Consider the following 18,877-nt stretch of genomic DNA (forward strand, 5'->3'; position numbering starts at 1 on the left):
GGCGAAGGGCGTGCGGGGTCAGGCCGGCTTGCGGGTGAAGACCTTGAGGCGGATCTCGTTGGCCAGCTCGTTGAACACGGGGTCGTTGAGGGTCGCGAGGCTGCGCGGGCGCGGCAGCGGCACGTCGATGATCTCGGCCACGCGCCCCGGGCGCGCGCTCATCACGACGATGCGGTCCGACAGCAGCAGCGCTTCCTGGATCGAGTGCGTGACGAACACCACGGTCTTGGGGCGTTCGCCCCAGATGCGCAGCAGCTCGAAGCTCATCTCGTCGCGCGTGAGCGCATCCAGCGCCGAGAACGGCTCGTCCATCAGCAGGATGTCCGGGTCGTGCAGCAGCGAGCGCGCGATCGCGACGCGCTGCTGCATGCCGCCGGACAGCTCGGTCGGCCGCTTGTGGCCGAAGTCCTTGAGCCCGATCATCTGCAGCAGCTCCTGCGCGCGGGCCTGGTCGCGGGCGTCGACGCGGCCGTACTTGTGCCGCATCGGGAAGGTGATGTTGTCCAGCACGCTGAGCCACGGCAGCAGCGTCGGCTTCTGGAACACCATGCCCAGCTCGTCGCGCGGCTCGGTGACTTCCAGGCCGAAGATCGACACCCGGCCCTCGGTGGGGCGCAGCAGCCCCGAGATCAGGCGCAGGATGGTCGACTTGCCGCAGCCCGACGGGCCGATCAGCGAGACGAACTCGTGGCGGCGCAGCGCGAGGTTGACGCCCTGCAGCGCCTGCACGCGGCTGCCGTCGCTGGAATGGAAGGCCATGCCGACGTCCTGCAGCTCGATCACGCGCGCCTCGGGCGCCGGGGCGGCGGGCGCGTGCTGCGCGGGCAGGTCCAGGTCAAGGGGCTTCACGGAAACAGGGGCCAGCATGAACCATCCAATCCAGGGAAAACGAAACGGGCGAAGCGGGAACGGCTTACTTGCTCAGGAAGCGGCGGTCGACGAGGGTCTCGGGGTCGACCTTGTCCTGCGGGTAGTTCATGGACTTGGCCACCCAGGTCCAGGTCGCGGCCAGCAGCTTGGGCTCGAAGGTGCCCAGGCCGTCGCGCTTGGAGATCTCGTTGTCGATCAGCGGGATCGAGGAACGGAACTCGGCCGCGATCACGGCCGGATCGGATTCGGGCACCAGCGCCTTGTGGTCCTCGGCCGCCTTCTCGGGGTTGGCGATCGCGAACTGCAGCGACTTCTGCAGCGCACGCAGGTAGCGCTTGAGCACCTCGGGGCGCTCCTTGATCATCCTGTCGCTGGCAAAGGCCGACCAGCCGTAGCCGTCCAGGCCCGCGGCCGACCACGGCAGCACGTTCAGTTCCTTGCCGGCCTGCTTGAGCACGCTCTCGGCGGCCGGGCCGACGGTGACCCAGTTGATCGTCGCATCCACGCGGCCCTGCGCGAGCATGGGCGCGAGCGTGGCCGGGTCGACCTTGAGCAGCTTGACCTTGGACGCGTCGATGCCGTTGGCCTCCAGGATCACCGGCCACAGCGTGTTGCTCGACGAGAAGGTCGAGGTCGCGACGGTCTTGCCGACCACGTCCTTCAGGCTCTTGATGCTGCTGCCCTTGGTCGTGAAGATCGCGTCGGGCTGCTTGGCGTAGATCGACATCACGGCCTTGACCGGCACGCCGCCTTCGGCTGCGGCCATCATCAGCGCGGAGATGCCGCCGAAGCCGACGTCGGCCGAGCCGGAGGCGATCTTGGTGACCGCATCGGCCGAGCCGCGGCCCGGCACGATGGTGACCTCCAGGCCTTCGGCAGCGAAGAAGCCTTCCTTCACGCCGGCATAGACGAACGACTTGTCGCCGCCGGGCAGCCAGTCGAGCTGCACCGTGACCTTGTCGGCAGCGTGGGCCGTCCAGGCCGCAGCCGACAGCAGCAGGGCAACGAGGGTGCGAGCGGGAGCTTTCATCGAACTTTCCTTCAATCGAGACTAAGAGGGGGGCGGGTCAGCAGGTCGAATCCGAGGGGTTCAGTCGAGGGGTTCAGTCAGCAGGGCGCCGTGCGTCAGGCGGCATCACGGGCGAGCGCGGCATCGGCCGCGACCCACCCGTCCAGCAGCGGCAGCAGCCGCGCGGAGAGCTCAGCCGGCGCGGCGAGCTGGGGCACGTGGCCGCAGTCCAGCGTGATGCGCACGGCGCCTGGCGTGAGCGCCTGCATCTTTCTCTGCAAGGTCAATGCCACCGAGCGGTCCTGCGTGCACTCGACGTACGCACGTCGCACCTTTCCGGCGCGCTGCGGAGTCCACACCGGGTGCATCGCACGCCCGCTTTCGGGCTGTGCGCACAACAACGACGCAGCGCGCTGCGCGGCCTGCGCCTCGCAGTCGTGCAGGAAGATCTCCAGCGCCGCCTCGGGGGGCACGCGGCTGGCGCTGCGCGCCTCGTTCCAGACCAGGTGCGGCGCGATGCCCGAGAAGTCGCGCCCGGGCTGTTCGCCCTCGCAGGCGCGCAGCACGTCGCGGTAGGTCCAGCGGGAGGGCAGCATCATCCCGGCGAGGTAGACCACGCCGCTCAGGCGCTCGGCCAGTTCCTCGGCGACCTGGGTCGCGGTGATGCCGCCGCCGCTGTGGCCGAGCACCACGATGGGGCCTGCGAGCGGGCGTATCACCTCGCACACGTGCGCCACATAGGTGCGCAGGCCGGGCGATGCCTCCTGTTGGGGCGAATGTGCGCTGCCCGGCAGGTCGACCGCGTGCACGGTCCAGCCGTCGGCCTCCAGGTACGGCCGCCAGGCGTCGAAGGCCCAGCTGCCTTGCCAGGCGCCGTGGATCAGCACGAGGTGCTTCGCGGCCGTCGGATCGATGCGGGAGGGCATGGCGAGGGCGTTGCGTTTAGCCATAGGTGCGCCGGTAGCAGTCGCGCTGGTGCTGCTCCACCGTCACCGGCGGGTACTTGGGCGATTCGCCTTCCTTCAGGCAGCCGGGCAGGCAGGACACGACATGCGCCAGGTTGCCGGTGAAGAAGAACGGGATGGAGTGCCGCTCGCGCCCCGAGGTGTTGATCACGCGGTGCAGCGTCGAGCGGTAGCGGTCGTTGGTCCAGCGCCCGAACAGGTCGCCGATGTTGACCACGTAGCAGCCCGGCAACGGCGGCGCGTCGATCCAGCGGCCGGCGCGCGCGTCCCACACCTGCAGGCCGCCGCAGTCGTCCTGCGCCAGCAGCGTGATGCCGCCGAAGTCGGTGTGCGCGCCGCAGCCCTTCTCGCCGGGCGCGGGGTTGGGCGGCTGCGGCGGGTAGTGCAGCAGGCGCAGCGTCGCGGCGCCGTCGGCCAGGTAGTCGTCGAAGTAGCCCTCGGGCAGCTCCAGCGAGGCGCCCAGCGCGCGCACCACGTCGGCGGCCAGCGCGTAGGCGGCGTCGAAGTAGGCCGTCATCACGGCGCGGAAGCCGGGCAGGCCCTCGGGCCAGAGGTTGGGGCCGGTGTTGAAGCGGCCGGCCCGCACGCGCGGGTCGTCGGGCGGCACCTCGCGGCCGATGTAGAAGCTTTCCTTCAGGTCCGGCGGCGCGCCGGCCTCCAGCACCTGCGCGCGCAGCGGCTCGTAGCCGCGGTTGCAGGGCGAGCGCGACTTGTCCACGCGCAGCTTGGCCTGCATCGGCTGGTCGAAGAAGGCCTGCGACTGGGCGAAGGCCTCGGCCAGCAGGTCGGCCGGGATGCCGTGGTGGCGCAGGTAGAAGAAGCCGTGGTGTTCGCAGGCGGCGCGCAGCGCGGCAGCCACGGCGCGGCGCGCGTCGGGGCGGTCGCTGTACCACCCGGCAAAGTCGATCACCGGCAGCGAGGCAGAGGCGAAGTTCGTCATCGTGTGAAGCATCAACGAGGGGCGTCGATGCTTCACTCTAAGGAGCCGTGCGTGATCGCGATAGCAGAGAATTCTGCGCGGGGTGATGCCGAAACGGCATCACTTCACCAGGCTTGTGCAGGGTGTGCCGGCCTGGTGCCGGGATGTGCGCAGGCACGCCCGTGCATGCGCCTGGGCGGTGCATGCGCGCGGCAGATCGCACGCCTTCAGGCGGCGGCTTCCTGCGCGGCGCGCTGCTCCAGTTCGTCCTCGACGAAGCGGATGAAGGCGTCCAGCGCCGGCGGCAGCGTGCGGCCCGCGCGCACGTAGACGCCCAGCTCGGTGAGCAGCCGGCCCGGGGCCTTGAGCGGCAGGTGCACCAGCAGCCCGTCGGCGACCTCGCGCTCGATGCCGATGCGGGTCTGGAACGCCACGCCGACGCCGCGGATCGCCAGCGTCTTGGCCAGCTCGATCGAGGCGCTTTCCAGCAGCACCGTGATCGGCCGCTTGTGGTTGCGGATCAGCGGCTTCATCGCGTGGTGGATCGACAGTTCCGGGCCGGCCAGGATCAGCGGATAGCGTGCGCACTCGGCGAAGCTCACCTGCGGCGACTGCGCAAGCGGGTGCGCCGGCGGCACGATGGCGCCGAGCGCGAAGCGCCCCACCGCGCACTGGCGCAGTGCCTCGCTGCGCTCGAGCGAAAAGCCGATCGCCACGTCCGCGTCGCCGTCGATCACCGCCTGCGCGGTCTGCGCCGAGCCGGCCGAGCGCACGGTGATCTTGATGGTCGGGTAGCGCGTGAGCATGCGCTCCAGCACCGCGGGCAGCAGGTTGGCGTTCAGCCCCTCGACCGAGATCACCTTGATCTCGCCGCGGCGGATGCCCTTGAGCGCGTCCAGCTCGGCGAGCAGCCGCTGCTCGTCCTGCAGCACGCTGATCACGTGGCGCGAGAACGCCTCGCCTGCGGCGGTGAGCTTCAGGCCACCGGGCATGCGTTCGAACAGCGGCGCGCCGATCTCCTCCTCGAGCTGCAGCAGCTGGCGGTTGACCGCCGACGAGGCCACGTGCAGGCGCCGCGCGGCCTCGCGGATCGAGCCGCAGCGGCGGATGGTGTCGAAGTACTTGAGCGCGCGCGCATGGATGTTCATGGCACGCGACTGTAGACCCAAAGCCTGCGCTCAGGCGGTGGGCGCGGGGTCCTCGGCGCGGCGCACCCAGCGCACCAGCGCCGCATGCAGCCGGTTCATGTCGATCGGCTTGGGGATGAAGTCGTTCATGCCGGCCGCGAGCGCCCGTTCCTGCTCGGAGACCAGCGCCGCCGCGGTCAGCGCGATGATGGGCAGGGTCCGGGCGTCGTAGCGCTGCCGCAGCACCTGGGTGACGTCGTAGCCGCTCATGCCCGGCATGTGCACGTCCATCAGCACCGCGTCGAAGCGGCCGTGCTCGGCGTCCACCAGGGCCAGGGCCTCCTGCCCGGTGTGGGCCTGCACCACCTGCACGCCCCACTGCTCCAGCGTGGCGACCGCGATCATCATGTTGACCGGGTTGTCCTCCACCACCAGCACGCGCCTGCCGCGCAGCTGGCCGTCCTGCGGCGCGGCGTCGTCCGGACGGGGGCCCACCTGCTCGGTCTCCGGCAGCGGCAGCTCGACCCAGAAGGTGCTGCCCTGGCCCGGCGTGCTGTGCACGCCCACCTCGCCGCCCATCAGGCGCGCCAGCTGCCGGCAGATCGACAGGCCCAGCCCGGTGCCGCCGTAGCGGCGCGAGATCGATTCGTCGGCCTGCGTGAAGGGCTCGAACAGGCGCTGCTGGACGTCGGGTTCGATGCCCGGGCCGGTGTCGCGCACCTCGAAGCGCAGGCGCCCCTCGCCAGCCGGGTGCGCGGTGAGCACGACCCGGCCGCGTTCGGTGAACTTGAGCGCGTTGCCGAGGAAGTTGCCGAGGATCTGCTGCGTGCGCACCGGATCGCCGACGACCTGCGACGGCACGCCGTCGTCGACGTGCAGCGCCAGCTCCAGCCCCTTCTGCGCGGCCTGCTCGGCGTAGCTGCGCTGCACCGCCTGCAGCACCGCGCGCGGGCTGAACGGAACCGCGTCGAGCTGCAGGCGGCCGGCCTCGATCTTGGACAGGTCCAGGATGTCGGAGATGATGGCCGACAGCGTCTGGGCGCTGTCGACGATGCGGCGCAGGTATTCCTCGCGCCGCTGCGCGTCGCTGCCGCTGCCGAGCGCGAGCTGCGCCATGCCCAGCACGCCGTGCAGCGGGGTGCGGATCTCGTGGCTCATGTTGGCGAGGAAGGCGCTCTTGGCGCGGCTGGCGGCCTCGGCCTGTTCCTTGGCGGCGGCCAGGTCGGCGGCAGCGCGCCGTTCCTCGGTGATGTCCTCGACGATCCAGATCGTCGCGCTGCGGTCGCTGCCGCCGTCCTCGACGCGGCTGGCGCGGCTGCGCGCCCAGAAGCGGCTGCCGTCGCGGCGGAACATCTCCCATTCGAAGTCCAGCGGGGCCTGGCGCGACAGTCCTTCGCGGGTGATGCGCTTGACGCGCTCGAACTGCGCCGGGTCGGGCCAGATCGCGCGCACCGGCTGGCCGATCAGCTCGCCCGGGGCCCAGCCGAGCATCTCCTCGAAGCGCCGGTTGGCCTGCTGGAAGCGGCCGTGCTGGATCAGCGTGATGCCCACCGATGCGTTGTCCAGGATGGCCTTGTGCTCGGCGCGCTCGCGCTCGCGCTCGGTGACGTCGCGCGCCAGCATCAGCAGGTAGCGCACGCCGGAGACCTCGAAGATCGCGCCCGACAGCTGCACCAGCACCGTGTGGCCGTGGCGGGTGCGGTAGTGCATCAGCAGGTCCTGCACCGAGCCGTGCTGGCGGATCTCGGACAGGAAGCGCTCGCGCTCGTCGGCGCTGCGCAGCAGGCCCAGCTCCACCGGCGTGCGGCCGATCACCTCGTGCGCCTCGTAGCCGGTGATGCGCAGGAAGCCCGGGTTGACCATCACGTAGCGGCCGGTGTCGGGCTCCGAGACGGTGATCACGTCGGGGCTGGAGTGGAACAGCCGCGACAGCATCGCCTCCGAGTGCAGCAGCGCCGATTCGGCCTGGCGGCGCTCGGTGACGTCCAGGTAGATCGACTCGATCGCCGGCCCGTCGGGCAGGTCCACGTGCGAGCTCGAGACGGTGACGTCCACCGGCTGGCCGTCGCGGCGCAGCGCGACCGCATCGGTGGGCGGCAGGCTCTCGCCGATCGGCGCGGCGTCGAGCTGGGCCAGGCGCCGCAGCACCGCCTCGCGCGAGGCCGGGTCGTACAGCGACAGCAGTTCCAGCCCCAGCAGGTCGTCGGCGGCCGGGTAGCCGAACAGCCGGGCCGCCGCCTCGTTGGCCGAGATGATGCGCCCGGCGCGGTGGATCAGCAGCGCCAGCGGCGAACGCGCGAACAGGTTGCGGTAGCGCCGCTCGCTGGAGGCCAGCGCCAGCGAGGCGGCGCGCTGCGCGGTGATGTTGCGGCCGATGCCCCAGTAGCCCTTGAAGCGGCCCTGCTCGTCGAACACCGGCTCGCCGCTGACCGACAGGTGCACCAGGCGGCCGTCGGGCATGCGCTTGCCTATCAGGAACTCGCGGAACGGCCGGTGCGCCTCCAGCGTCGCGCGGTGCGCGGCCCAGTCCTGCGGCGAGGCCTCGTGCTCGGGGATCTCCCAGCGCCGCCTGCCGATCAGCTGCTCGGCCGCCAGCGGGTCGGAGACGAGGAAGGACACGTAGGTGAAGCGGAACTGCGCGTCGGTTTCCCAGTACCAGTCGGCGGCGATGCCGAGCAGCCCCTCGAAGCGGCGTTCGTGTTCGGCGGCGGCGCGCAGGTGGCGCCGGTGCAGCCAGCCGGTGGCGGCGAACAGCGCGGCCGCACCCAGCCCGGCGCCGGCGACCAGGCCGCGCTGCAGCGCCGAGGGCTCCATGAACAGCGCCAGCGCGGCCGCCGCCAGGCCCAGCAGCGCTCCGGCGACGTGGCCGCCGCGCACGACGGCGGGGCGTGCGGTGCTCGGGGGCGTCAGGGCGGTCGGCTGTAGACGGGTCACGGCAGGCGCCGCTGCAGCGGGGCCTGCAGGGCATGGAGTCGCGCTACGGCGGCGATTCTAGGAAGCGGGCCTGCACCGGGGCGCCCCGGCAAACCCTCAGGCCGGGCGGCAGACCGTGCGCAATAGCACAGGCGTGCGGATTCTGCCGCCGGCCCCCGTGCACCCTCACGGCGGCGGCGGATTCTTTTGATCCAGCGCCACCCCCGGCGGCGATGTGTGCGTAACTTCGCGCTTTGTGCGGCCGGGCTGCGTGCCGCATCACGTACGTCCAGAAGGAGTGTCCATGCCCACGTTGTTTGATCCCATCCGCATTGGTGACATCGAACTCGCCACCCGGCTCGTGATGGCCCCGCTGACCCGCAATCGCGCGGCCCCGGGGCAGGTGCCGGCCCCGCTGGCGGCCGAGTACTACGCGCAGCGCGCCAACCCGGCCACCGGCGCCGGCCTGATCATCACCGAGGCCTCGCAGGTCAGCCCGATGGGCCAGGGCTACCTCGACACCCCCGGCATCCACAACGCCGAGCAGGTCGCCGGCTGGAAGAGCATCACCGAGGCCGTGCACGCGCGCGGCGGGCGCATCGTGATCCAGCTGTGGCATGTCGGGCGCGTCTCGCATGTCTCGCTGCTGCCCGACGGCCAGTCGCCGGTGGCGCCTTCGGCCATCCAGGCCAACACCAAGACCTACACCCGCGAGGGGTTCCAGCCGACCTCGATGCCGCGCGAGCTGCGCCTGGACGAGCTGCCCGGCATCGTCGAGGACTACCGGCGCGCCGCGCGGCTGGCGATGGAGGCCGGCTTCGACGGCGTCGAGGTGCACGCTGCCAACGGTTACCTGCTGGACCAGTTCCTGCGCGACGGCAGCAACCACCGCACCGACGCCTACGGCGGCCCGATCGAGAACCGGGCGCGCCTGCTGCTGGAGGTGATGCGCGCGGTCACCGCCGAGATCGGCGCCGGCCGCACCGGGGTGCGCCTGTCGCCGGTCACGCCGTCCAACGACGCCTACGACAGCAACCCGCAGCCGCTGTTCAACTACGTGGTCGAGCAGCTGGCGCCGATGGGGCTGGCCTACCTGCACGTCGTCGAGGGCCAGACCGGCGGGGCGCGCGACCTGACCGAGCAGGGCCGGCCGTTCGACTACGCGCAGCTGCGCCAGCGCTTCCCGGGCCCGTGGATGGTCAACAACGGCTATGACCGGCAGATGGCGCTGGACGCGGTGGCCAGCGGCGCGGCCGACCTGGTGTCGGTGGGCCGGGCGTTCATCGCCAACCCCGACCTGGGCCGGCGCTGGCGCGAGAACGCCCCGCTCAACGCGCTGGACCCCTCCACGCTGTACGGTGGCGGCGCCAAGGGGTACACCGACTACCCCACGCTGGACCAGCAGCCGGTGGCCTCGGCCTGAGGCCGGCCGCCACCCCGGGGGACGCAGCCGGCGGCATCCGCGCGACACCCGTGCGCCCGGCCCGCGTCCCCGCCACTACAATGGCCGGCATGCTGCTGCGGCTCGTTGCCTTCCTGTTCGCGTGCGTCCTGCTCGGGGCGGGGCTGCTGCCGCATGCCTCGTCCGCGGCGCCGGCCGCGCCCGTGGCGTCCTGCACGCTCCAGGACGTCGTGGCGGCGGCCGACCTGCACGCCGCCGCCGAGGCCGCCCCGCTGGCGGTCGAGGAAGGCGGTACCGCTTCCCTGTCCTCGCCGGCCGACATCGGCGAACAGGCCGTGCTGCCCGACGCCTTCGTCGTACAGATGGCGCCGCTGGCCGCGGCCCCGCCGCAGCGCCTGGGCATGAGCGACATCGCCTCGGCCCACGTCGACGCGCTGCTGCGTCCCCCCTCCGTTTCCCGCTTGGCCTGAGCCGGCATCCACGCCGGCCCGGGCGCCGTCCGTCCGGTGTGCCCGTGCACGGGTGCGACCGGGCGTCCCGATCGTTTTCCCGTGTTTTTTCCATAGACAAGGTCGTCCATGAACCCGAATCCGTACCCGTACCTGACCCGCGAGGCCGCCCTGCCGGCGGCCGCCGAACGCAACCGCGTGCTGCGCAACACCTACTGGCTGCTGGCGCTGTCCATGGTGCCCACCGTGCTGGGCGCCTGGCTGGGCGTGGCCACCGGCCTGGCCCGCGCGATGACGCCCGGCGTCAGCATGATCGTCTTCTTCGCCGGCGCGTTCGGCTTCATGTTCGCGATCGAGCGCACCAAGAACTCGGCCGCCGGCGTGCCGGTGCTGCTGGCCTTCACCTTCTTCATGGGCGTGATGCTGTCGCGCCTGGTCGGCGCGGTGCTGGGCCTGGGCAACGGCGCCGAGCTGATCATGACCGCCTTCGCCGGCACGGGCCTGATCTTCTTCGGCATGGCCAGCCTGTCGAGCATCATCAAGCGCGACCTGTCCTCGATGGGCAAGTTCCTGTTCATCGGCGCGGTCATGCTGATGGTGGCGGGCATCGCCAACTTCTTCCTGCAGTCCAGCGCGCTGATGCTGACGCTGATGGTGCTGGCCATCGGCATCTTCTCGGCCTTCATCCTGCATGACCTCAAGCGCGTGCGCGACGGCTACGAGACCAACTACATCTCGGCCACGCTGGGCGTGTACCTGAGCCTGTACAACGTGTTCCAGTCGCTGCTGGCCCTGCTGGGCATCTTCGGCGGCCGCGACGAGTAAGTCCCTCGCACTCGGCGGGGCCGCGGGTCGCGGCCCTCAGCCGAGCAGCGTCGACATCAGGTAGACGGCGCTCATCACGAGCGCCACCAGCACCCCCCACACCAGCACGACGCCGGCGATCGCCAGCACGGTCCCGGCGATCACCCACAACCCGTCGCGCTCCAGGATGCCGAGCGAGAGCACGGCCAGCGCGAACGCGGGCAGCATGTTGCCGAGCGGGATCGGCAGCACCAGGATCACCGCCAGCACGAGGCCGATCACGCCGACCAGGTGCTCGAACGGCGGGCGTGCCAGCACGCTCAGGCGCGGCTTGAGCAGCTTCTCGGCCCGGCGCAGCCACGGCACCATGTGCTGCACCATGCGCGCGAAGTCGGCGCGGGCGATCGAGCGCCGCGCGATGAACTGCGGCAGCCAGGGTTTCAGGCCCAGCGCGAGCTGCGCGGTCAGGAACAGCAGCGGGGCGCCCAGGATGGCCGAGGTGCCGGGCGGCATCGGCAGCGCGTTCGGGAACGAGAACAGGAAGATCAGCGCCGCCAGGGCCCGGTCGCTCAGCGCGGCGAGCAGGTCGCCGACCGAGATGCGCTCGCGCGACGGGTCGCCGGCGATGTCCAGCAGCACCCCCGACAGCGGGCGGCCGTTCCCGTGGCCGATCAGCGGCGGCAGCGTGGTCATCGGGGCTGCCGGCCGTAGTGGATCGAGTGCACCACGCCGGAGCGGAAGCGCACCGTGGCCGTCAGGTGGCCCGGGCCGCGGTCGTACAGCCATTCCTCCACGGTCTCGCACGGCACCGCGATGCCCACCAGCGGCGGCGGAACCTGCTGGAGCGACGGGGCGTGGTAGACCGGTGCGCAATAGGCGTCCTTGAGCAGCGGCTCGCCGCACTTGTACAGCACCGACAGCCGGGAATCGCCTTCCTGTGCCGACTGCCCGTTGCAGCGCAGCGACTCGGCCGCGACCGGTGGCGGCAGCATGGCGCCCACCCCGGCGAGGGCGGGCAGCAGGGCCGTGATCAGGCGGCGCAGGAGCCAGGACATGGCCGTCATTTTCCGGCGCGGCGCGGCTTCGCGCCAGTGCGGAATGTGGCGCGCAGGGTTTCGGCGCCGGAAGGCGCCGGCCGCGGTCGGGCGCGCTCCGCGTGACGCCCCGATACCCGCAGCGCGAGAGGTGGTGGCACAGTGGGCGCCATGCACATCCTGCGCGAGACCGGCCGCACCGGCGCGTCCGACGGCGCCGGGCTGCAGCTTGCGGCCGCCGGCGACGGCGCCTGGCGCGTCGAGGCCGAACGCCTGGAGCTGCGGGCGCTGCGCTTCGAGCACCCCGGGCTGGAGGTGCACGTGGCCCGCGCGCAGTTCGAGCGGCTGTCGGCCACGCTGCGGTCGCCCGCGGACGGGACCGCGCCGCAGCTCGTGCAGGCCGATGTCGGCGCCATGCAGCTGCTCGGCGTGGAAGCGCGGCTGACCGGCGCGCCGCGCGTCGATCCGGCCGCCCTCGGCCCGTGGCGGCTGGAGGCGCTGGCCGGCATGCGAGGGGCGTTGCATGCCTTCATCTCCGACGCGATCTGGGTGCTGGACGTGGAAGTGCGGCTGGCGATCGAGCGCGGCTGCATCGATTTCAACCGCACCACCGTCGCGCACCTGGGGCCGGACTCGCACATGGGCATCAGCCGCGGCGGCATCCATGTCGACGCGCCGCGTCTGGGGCGCAAGTACCTGTACCTGTTCACCGCGCGCGAGATCCCCGGCGCGCAGTTCGAGACGCGCGGCGCCGGCCGCTCGCGCGGCGTGACCGACCGCGGCCGGCTGGACCTGCGCGCCTTCGTCGAGGGCCTGCTGTCGCACCAGCCCTTCGCGCTGCCGGGCCGCATGGCCAACCGCCAGCTGGAAGCCACGCTGGACCGCACGCGCCTGACCGGCGAGCTGGTGCTGGGCGACGGCCGGCTCGGCACCCAGGACCACCACCTGGTGCTGGCCGGACAGGCGCAGGGCCGCAACCGCGTCATCGTCTCGGCCGCGGTGCTGAGCCACGAGCTGGTGCTGCGCCTGCCCGAGCTGGCCGCCGAGCGTGCCTGCACCGCCTGGCAGGGCCTGCCCGTGCGCAGCGGGCCGGTGTCGGCCGACCTCAGCCTGCGCGTCGGCGGGCTGGGCCTCGGGCCCCGGCCGGACGTCACGCTGGGGCTGGGCTCCCTGAGGCTGCAGGACGTGCACGTCGGGACGGACTGAATCCGCGGCCCGGGCACGGCGCAGGCGCGACGGCCCGGGCGGACCTGGTCCATCCGGGTGCAGGCCCGGCGACCGCTTGCGGTGCGTCGCACCACGCGGGTGCCCGTCCCGGCGCGCTCCGGTGCGGCCCGGCAGGACGGCGATTGCATGCAGTTCCAGAGGGAAATTGCGTGCAACCGGCCCTCGCGCCCACGGCCCGTGGGATTTTTGGCACAGCCCTTGCAGAAGCGGCCCCGACCACAAGGAGGGGCCGCGTGAGCGAGACTGCCGATCTCGAACTGGTGCACCTGAGCAAGCGATACGGCACCACGACCGCCGTCGACGCGATCGACCTGCGCGTGCCGGGGGGCAGCTACTGCTGCCTGCTCGGGCCCTCGGGCTGCGGCAAGACCTCGACGCTGCGCATGATCGCCGGCCACGAGCGCGCCAGCGACGGCGACATCCTGCTGGGCGGCCGCAACATCACGCACCTGAGCGCGGCCGAGCGCGGCACCGCGATGATGTTCCAGAGCTACGCGCTGTTCCCGCACCTGAACGCGCTCGACAACGTCGCCTTCAGCCTCCGGATGCGCGGCATGCCCAAGGCGCAGCGCCATGCGCGCGCGATGGAGCTGCTGGCGCTGGTCGCGATGGAAGCCTATGCACAGCGCAAGCCGGCGGAGCTGTCCGGCGGGCAGCAGCAGCGCGTCGCGCTGGCGCGGGCGCTCGCCACCGAGCCACGCGTGCTGCTGCTGGACGAGCCGCTGTCGGCGCTCGATCCTTTCCTGCGCGTGAAGATGCGCGCCGAGCTCAAGCGCTGGCAGAAGGAGCTGGGCTTCACCTTCGTGCACGTCACGCACTCGCAGGAGGAGGCGATGGCGCTGGCGGACAAGGTGGTGCTGATGAACGGCGGGCGCATCGAGCAGGAAGGCCCGCCCCACGACGTGTTCAATGCGCCGCGCACCGAGTTCGTCGCGCGTTTCCTCGGCAGCCACAACGTGCTGGAGGTCGGCGGTGCGGTGGTCGCGGTGCGGGCGGACAAGACCCGCCTGTGGCGCAGCACGCCCGGGCGCACCTGCCTGCGCGCGCAGGTGCGTGCCGTCGAGTACCAGGGAACCTACGTGCTGGTGACGCTCCTGCGCGAGCGCCTCGATGGGGGCGCCGGGGGACACGCCATGCCGGACGAGATCACCGCGATGCTGCACGAGGCCGAGTTCTACGCCCGGCCCTGGCAACCCGGTGAGACCGCATGGGTGTCGTGGGACGACGCCCATGCGCTGCAGGAAACCCGCCTGGCTGCCTGAGACGGCGTCCGGGCGGGATTGCCGATGCCGCTTCTTCCTTCCTGACCGCCAGCCCAGAGAGAAAGGCCACACCATGTCCGACCAAGACCTCGACCTGCATTCCGTCCCGTCCGCGACCGACACCGCCGTGGGCATCAGCCGCCGCAGCCTGCTCAAGGGCGCGGCCGGCATCCTGGCTGCCGGGACCTTCCCGGCAATCCACGCGCAGGACAGGATCGTGCTGCGCTACCTCGGTACCGCCGTCAACCAGGACAAGGCGATCGCGGACAAGTTCAAGGCAGACACCGGCATCGAGATCCAGTACATCCCGGTCACGACCGACGACGTCACCAAGCGCGCCGTGACCGCGCCCAACTCCTTCGACCTGCTCGACACCGAGTACTTCTCGCTGAAGAAGATCGTGCCCACCGGCAACCTCAAGGGCATCGACGCACGCCGCATCAAGCATGCCGACAAGATCACGCCGCTGTTCACCAAGGGCGAGGTCGGCGGCAAGAAGGTCGGCGACCAGGGCACCGCGCCGAAGAAGGTGATGTTCCTCGAAGGCGAGAAGTCGAAGAAGTTCGCCACCACCAACACCGGCTACATCACGCTGATCCCGACCACCTACAACGCCGACACGCTGGGCATCCGCCCCGACCTCATCAAGCGTCCGGTCACGTCCTGGGCCGACCTGCTGAACCCGGAGTTCAAGGGCCGGGCCGCGATCCTGAACATCCCGTCGATCGGGATCATGGACGCGGCGATGGTCATCGAGGCGATGGGCCTGTACAGGTACCCCGACAAGGGCAACATGACGCGCCAGGAGATCGACCTGACGATCAAGACGCTGATCGAGGCCAAGCGCGCCGGCCAGTTCCGCAGCCTGTGGAAGGACTTCAACGAGAGCGTCAACCTGATGGCCTCCGGCGAGGTGGTGATCCAGTCGATGTGGTCGCCGGCGGTGACCAAGGTGCGCTCGCAGGGCATCGCCTGCGTGTACCAGCCGCTCAAGGAAGGCTACCGCGCCTGGGCGTCCGGCTTCGGCGTGCCCTCGACGCTGTCGGGCCGCAAGCTCGACGCGGCCTACGAGTTCATCAACTGGTTCCTCGACGGCTGGGCCGGCGCGCACCTGAACCGCCAGGGCTACTACAGCGCGGTGCTCGAGACCGCCAAGGCCTACATGGAGCCGTACGAGTGGGCCTACTGGATGGAAGGCAAGCCGGCCGAGAAGGACATCAAGGCCCCGGACGGCACCATCATCGAGAAGGCCGGCTCGGTGCGCGACGGCGGCTCCTACGAGGAGCGCATGGGCGCGATCGCCTGCTGGAACGCGGTGATGGACGAGAACAACTACATGGTGCAGAAGTGGAATGAGTTCGTGGCGGCGTGATGGACGTGTGGCGCGCTGAGGACAAGGAGGAGGGGGTGGGGCCGCTGGGTCAGGGGTGGGCTGCCGCCTTCGGCCCTGCGGGCCGCGCCGGGAGGCGTGCCCGGCGGGGCCCCTGCGCTGAGCGAAGGGGTGCCCCCTTGTTTGGCGACCTGCTTCCGGGCAAGCGGAAGCCAGCCCCCGCGCCGCCGGGCGTGCATCGCGGCCCGCCTGCCAGGCCGCCCCATGCAGGAGGCATGCGCTGATGTCCCACCGCGCACCCCCCGCCTGGCTGCAGGCCGCCCCGCTGGCGCTGACCTTCGCGTTCTTCTTCGTGATCCCGCTGGCGCTGATCGCGATGGTCAGCCTGTGGGACTACAACGAGTACGAGCTGATCCCGGCCTTCACGCTGCGCAACTACCAGGACATCTTCAGCGGCTGCAGCAACACCGCCGACTGGTGCGTGACGCTGCGCACCTATGCGTCGACGCTGAAGTTCTGCGTGATCGTGTGGGCGGTCACGCTGGTGCTCGGCTTCACGATCGCGTACTTCCTCGCCTTCCACGTGCGCACGCCGGCGATGCAGACGGTGCTGTTCCTGCTGTGCACCATCCCGTTCTGGACCTCCAACGTGATCCGCATGATCTCGTGGGTGCCGCTGCTGGGACGCAACGGGCTGATCAACCAGACGCTGCAGTCGCTCGGGCTGATCGAGGCGCCGATCGAGTGGCTGCTGTTCAGCGACTTCTCGGTGGTGCTGGCCTTCGTGCACCTGTACACGATGTTCATGATCGTGCCGATCTTCAACTCGATGATGCGCATCGACCGCTCGCTGATCGAGGCCGCGCGCGACAGCGGCGCCAGCGGCTGGCAGACGCTGTGGCACGTGGTGATCCCGCTGTCGCGCACCGGCATCCTGATCGGCTCGATCTTCATCATCACCATCGTGATGGGCGACTTCGTCACGGTGGGCGTGATGGGCGGGCAGCAGATCGCCTCGGTCGGCAAGGTGATCCAGGTGCAGACCTCCTACCTGCAGTTCCCGATCGCCGCCGCCAACGCGGTGATCCTGCTCGCGGTGGTGGTGCTGATCATCTACGCGCTGACGCGCCTGGTCGACATCCGCAAGGAGCTGTGACGCGATGGCCCTGCACCGCGAGCGCGAACCCCGGCCGGCGAGCTTCTGGCTGCTGGCGATCTTCTTCGGCCTGTTCCTGGTGTTCCTCTACGGGCCGACGCTGACCATCTTCGTGCTGAGCTTCCAGGGGCCGCAGGGCGGCCTGACCTTCCCGATGCGCGGCTGGTCGCTGCACTGGTTCGCGCGGCTGGCCGAGGGGCTGGGCGTGATCGACGTGTGGGCCGCGCTGCGGCGCTCGCTCAAGCTCGGGCTGGCGGTGATGGGCCTGACCATCCTGGTCTCGGTGCTCGCGGGGCTGGCCTTCCGCAAGAAGCTGCGCGGCGGCGACGCGCTGTTCTACCTGACCATTGCCAGCCTCATCATGCCCTCGATCATCGTGTCGCTGGGCATCGGCCTGCAGTTCCGGCTGATCGACACCGGCGTCCAGCGGCTGCTCGAGGCGCTGGAGTGGGAGTGGGCGCTGGAGCACTTCACGACCACGATGGGGCTGGGCACCTCGGCGCTGGGCGCGCACCTGACCTGGACGTTGCCGTTCGGGCTGCTGATCATGTTCGCGGTGTTCAACCGCTTCACCCCGGCCTACGAGGAGGCCGCGCGCGACCTGGGCGCCACGCCCTGGCAGGCGTTCCGCCACGTGGTGCTGCCGCTGATCGGCCCCTCGGTGGTCGGCGTCGGGCTGTTCGGCTTCACGCTGTCCTGGGACGAGATCGCGCGCTCGTCGCAGGCCATCGGCGACCTCAACACCCTGCCGCTGGAGCTGCAGGGCCTGACCACCACGGTGACCACGCCGGCGATCTACGCGCTGGGCACGCTCACCACGGTGGTGTCGCTGCTCGCCATCGGGCTGACCCTGCTGGCGCTGGCCTGGCTGCGCCGCAGCCGGCGCCTGCCCTGAACGAGGCCGGGGAGGGGCTGCCCGTGACAGGACCGTCGACCGCCCTGGCCCTGGTCGAGGCCGCGCCGGAGGACGCGCGCCCGAGCGACGAGCAGATGTACCAGCGCATCGTCGAGGCCATCCTGGACCACCGGCTGCAGCCCGGCACCAAGCTGGTCGAGGACCGGCTGGGCCAGGCCTTCGGCGTCTCGCGCACCCGCATCCGCCACGTGCTGATCCGCCTGGCCAACGAGCAGCTGGTGACGCTGTCGCGCCACCGCGGCGCGACCGTGGTGCAGCCGAGCGCCGAGGAGGCGCGCGAGGTGTTCGGCGTGCGCCGGCTGATCGAGCCGGAGCTGGTGGCGCTGTACCTGCGGCATGCCGGCGACGAGGCGCACGCGCGCCTGGCGGCCTGCATCGAGGCCGAGGAAGCCGCGCGCACCCTGGGCGACCGGCACCGCGCGATCCGGCTGTCCGGCGAGTTCCACCTGCTGATCGCGCAGGGCGCGCGCCACCGCACGCTGGAGCGCCTGCTGCGCGAGCTGGTGTCGCGGACCTCGCTGGTGCTGATGACCTACGGCACGCCCGAGGCCATCGCCGGCACGCCGCTGGACGGCTGCCGCTGCCACGAGCACCGCGCGCTGCTGCAGGCGCTGCGCCTGGGCGACGTGCGCGCCGCGCAGGAGGTCGCGGTGCGCCACCTCGCGCACCTCGAGGCGCTGCTGGACTTCACCCGGCCCGAACGCGGGCCGGCCGACCTGCTGCAACTGTTCGGTCGCGCCGCGGCCGATGCCGACTGAGGACCCCATGCCGCGACGCCTGCTGCTCGTCAACCCCAACACCTCGGCGCCGGTCACGGCGCGGCTGGCGCAGCACGTGCAGGCGGCGCTGCGCGACGAGGACGTGACGGTGCAGGCGTGCACCGCGCGCTTCGGTGCCGAGTACATCAGCAGCGAGGCGAGCTATGCCGTCGCCGCCCATGCGACGCTGGACGCCTATGCCGCGGCGGTCGCCATCGACGGCCGCCCGGACGCGGTGCTGGTCGGCTGCTTCGGCGACCCGGGCGTGTTCGCGCTGCGCGAGCTGTGCCCGCACCCGGTGACCGGGCTGGCCGAGGCGGCGATGCGCGAGGCCGCGGCGCTCGGGCGCTTCGCGATCGTCACGGGCGGTGCGGCCTGGGCGCCGATGCTGCGGCGCCTGGCGTACGGCCTCGGGCTGCACGAGGCGCTGGCCGGCGTGCACACCGTGGCGGCCAGCGGCCTGCAGCTGTCGTCCGACCTGGACGCCGCGCGGGCCGCGTTGCGGCCGGCCTGCCTGGCGGCGGCGCAGGGCGAGGGCGTGCGCAGCGTGATCGTCGGCGGCGCGGGGCTGGCCGGCCTGGCCGCCCGGCTGGCCGGGGACGTGCCGGTGCCGCTGATCGACAGCGTCGAGGCCGGGGCGCGCCAGGCGTTGCGTGCCGCGCCGGCCGCCGTGGCGGCGTCCGCGGTGCGCTGGCAGGGCCTGTCGGCGCCGCTGCAGCAGCTGCTGCTGGGCTGA

Annotated in this window: 18 protein-coding genes; 10 read left to right on the forward strand and 8 right to left on the reverse strand. The window is 71.5% G+C overall.

Annotation, left to right across the window (positions count from 1 at the left end):
* Window positions 1–18 precede the first annotated feature (18 nt).
* The 6 genes from IS481_RS01520 to IS481_RS01545 form a co-directional block, all read right to left on the reverse strand.
* Window positions 19–759 carry an ABC transporter ATP-binding protein gene (locus tag IS481_RS01520; RefSeq protein ID WP_104357776.1) on the reverse strand — a complete coding sequence of 247 codons (741 nt, stop codon included), beginning with the start codon at window positions 757–759 and terminating at the stop codon, window positions 19–21.
* Window positions 760–913: 154 nt separating this feature from the next.
* Window positions 914–1,900: an ABC transporter substrate-binding protein gene (locus IS481_RS01525; protein ID WP_104357732.1), complete on the reverse strand. Its 987-nt coding sequence runs from the start codon at window positions 1,898–1,900 to the stop codon at window positions 914–916.
* Window positions 1,901–1,995: 95 nt separating this feature from the next.
* A complete protein-coding gene (locus tag IS481_RS01530) occupies window positions 1,996–2,805 on the reverse strand; it encodes an alpha/beta fold hydrolase (RefSeq protein ID WP_104357731.1) in 810 nt (269 codons plus the stop codon).
* A gap of 16 nt (window positions 2,806–2,821) precedes the next feature.
* Window positions 2,822–3,784, reverse strand: a complete 963-nt coding sequence (locus IS481_RS01535) for an isopenicillin N synthase family dioxygenase (RefSeq protein WP_104357730.1) — start codon at window positions 3,782–3,784, stop codon at window positions 2,822–2,824.
* Window positions 3,785–3,990: 206 nt separating this feature from the next.
* Window positions 3,991–4,911: a LysR family transcriptional regulator gene (locus IS481_RS01540; RefSeq protein WP_104357729.1), complete on the reverse strand. Its 921-nt coding sequence runs from the start codon at window positions 4,909–4,911 to the stop codon at window positions 3,991–3,993.
* Window positions 4,912–4,941: 30 nt separating this feature from the next.
* Complete coding sequence (locus tag IS481_RS01545) at window positions 4,942–7,824, reverse strand: PAS domain-containing hybrid sensor histidine kinase/response regulator (RefSeq protein ID WP_146079533.1); 2,883 nt, start codon at window positions 7,822–7,824, stop codon at window positions 4,942–4,944.
* A gap of 283 nt (window positions 7,825–8,107) precedes the next feature.
* Between IS481_RS01545 and IS481_RS01550 the strand changes: the two genes are divergently transcribed.
* From IS481_RS01550 to IS481_RS01560, 3 genes are all read left to right on the forward strand, one after another.
* Complete coding sequence (locus IS481_RS01550; RefSeq protein WP_104357727.1) at window positions 8,108–9,226, forward strand: alkene reductase; 1,119 nt, start codon at window positions 8,108–8,110, stop codon at window positions 9,224–9,226.
* Between the two features lie 89 nt (window positions 9,227–9,315).
* A complete protein-coding gene (locus IS481_RS01555; RefSeq protein ID WP_132765944.1) occupies window positions 9,316–9,675 on the forward strand; it encodes a hypothetical protein in 360 nt (119 codons plus the stop codon).
* Between the two features lie 108 nt (window positions 9,676–9,783).
* Window positions 9,784–10,479 carry a Bax inhibitor-1 family protein gene (locus tag IS481_RS01560; RefSeq protein ID WP_104357725.1) on the forward strand — a complete coding sequence of 232 codons (696 nt, stop codon included), beginning with the start codon at window positions 9,784–9,786 and terminating at the stop codon, window positions 10,477–10,479.
* A gap of 36 nt (window positions 10,480–10,515) precedes the next feature.
* Here IS481_RS01560 and IS481_RS01565 read toward each other — a convergent pair whose 3' ends face one another.
* Together IS481_RS01565 and IS481_RS01570 are read right to left on the reverse strand one after the other, a co-directional pair.
* On the reverse strand, window positions 10,516–11,151 hold the full coding sequence (locus tag IS481_RS01565; RefSeq protein WP_104357724.1) for an exopolysaccharide biosynthesis protein: 636 nt from the start codon (window positions 11,149–11,151) through the stop codon (window positions 10,516–10,518).
* Window positions 11,148–11,513, reverse strand: a complete 366-nt coding sequence (locus IS481_RS01570) for a DUF2845 domain-containing protein (protein ID WP_165908732.1) — start codon at window positions 11,511–11,513, stop codon at window positions 11,148–11,150. Before IS481_RS01570 ends, IS481_RS01565 begins: the two co-directional genes overlap by 4 nt.
* A 141-nt stretch (window positions 11,514–11,654) precedes the next feature.
* Here IS481_RS01570 and IS481_RS01575 point away from each other — a divergent pair, with 141 nt between their 5' ends.
* The 7 genes from IS481_RS01575 to IS481_RS01605 all read left to right on the forward strand — a co-directional run bounded on the left by IS481_RS01575 (window position 11,655) and on the right by IS481_RS01605 (window position 18,877).
* Complete coding sequence (locus IS481_RS01575) at window positions 11,655–12,698, forward strand: hypothetical protein (protein WP_170067467.1); 1,044 nt, start codon at window positions 11,655–11,657, stop codon at window positions 12,696–12,698.
* Between the two features lie 254 nt (window positions 12,699–12,952).
* Window positions 12,953–13,981, forward strand: a complete 1,029-nt coding sequence (locus tag IS481_RS01580; RefSeq protein ID WP_104357721.1) for an ABC transporter ATP-binding protein — start codon at window positions 12,953–12,955, stop codon at window positions 13,979–13,981.
* Between the two features lie 73 nt (window positions 13,982–14,054).
* A complete protein-coding gene (locus tag IS481_RS01585; RefSeq protein ID WP_104357720.1) occupies window positions 14,055–15,353 on the forward strand; it encodes an ABC transporter substrate-binding protein in 1,299 nt (432 codons plus the stop codon).
* A gap of 241 nt (window positions 15,354–15,594) precedes the next feature.
* Window positions 15,595–16,467 (forward strand): ABC transporter permease, encoded by an 873-nt coding sequence (locus tag IS481_RS01590; RefSeq protein ID WP_104357719.1) that lies wholly within the window; start codon window positions 15,595–15,597, stop codon window positions 16,465–16,467.
* 4 nt (window positions 16,468–16,471) lie between these two features.
* Window positions 16,472–17,362, forward strand: a complete 891-nt coding sequence (locus IS481_RS01595; protein ID WP_194963329.1) for an ABC transporter permease — start codon at window positions 16,472–16,474, stop codon at window positions 17,360–17,362.
* Window positions 17,363–17,385: 23 nt separating this feature from the next.
* Entirely contained in the window at window positions 17,386–18,141 is a 756-nt protein-coding gene (locus IS481_RS01600) for a GntR family transcriptional regulator (protein ID WP_232529417.1), read from the forward strand.
* 7 nt (window positions 18,142–18,148) lie between these two features.
* A complete protein-coding gene (locus IS481_RS01605) occupies window positions 18,149–18,877 on the forward strand; it encodes an aspartate/glutamate racemase family protein (RefSeq protein ID WP_232529418.1) in 729 nt (242 codons plus the stop codon).

This window comes from Caldimonas thermodepolymerans, assembly GCF_015476235.1.
Lineage (GTDB): Bacteria > Pseudomonadota > Gammaproteobacteria > Burkholderiales > Burkholderiaceae_C > Caldimonas > Caldimonas thermodepolymerans.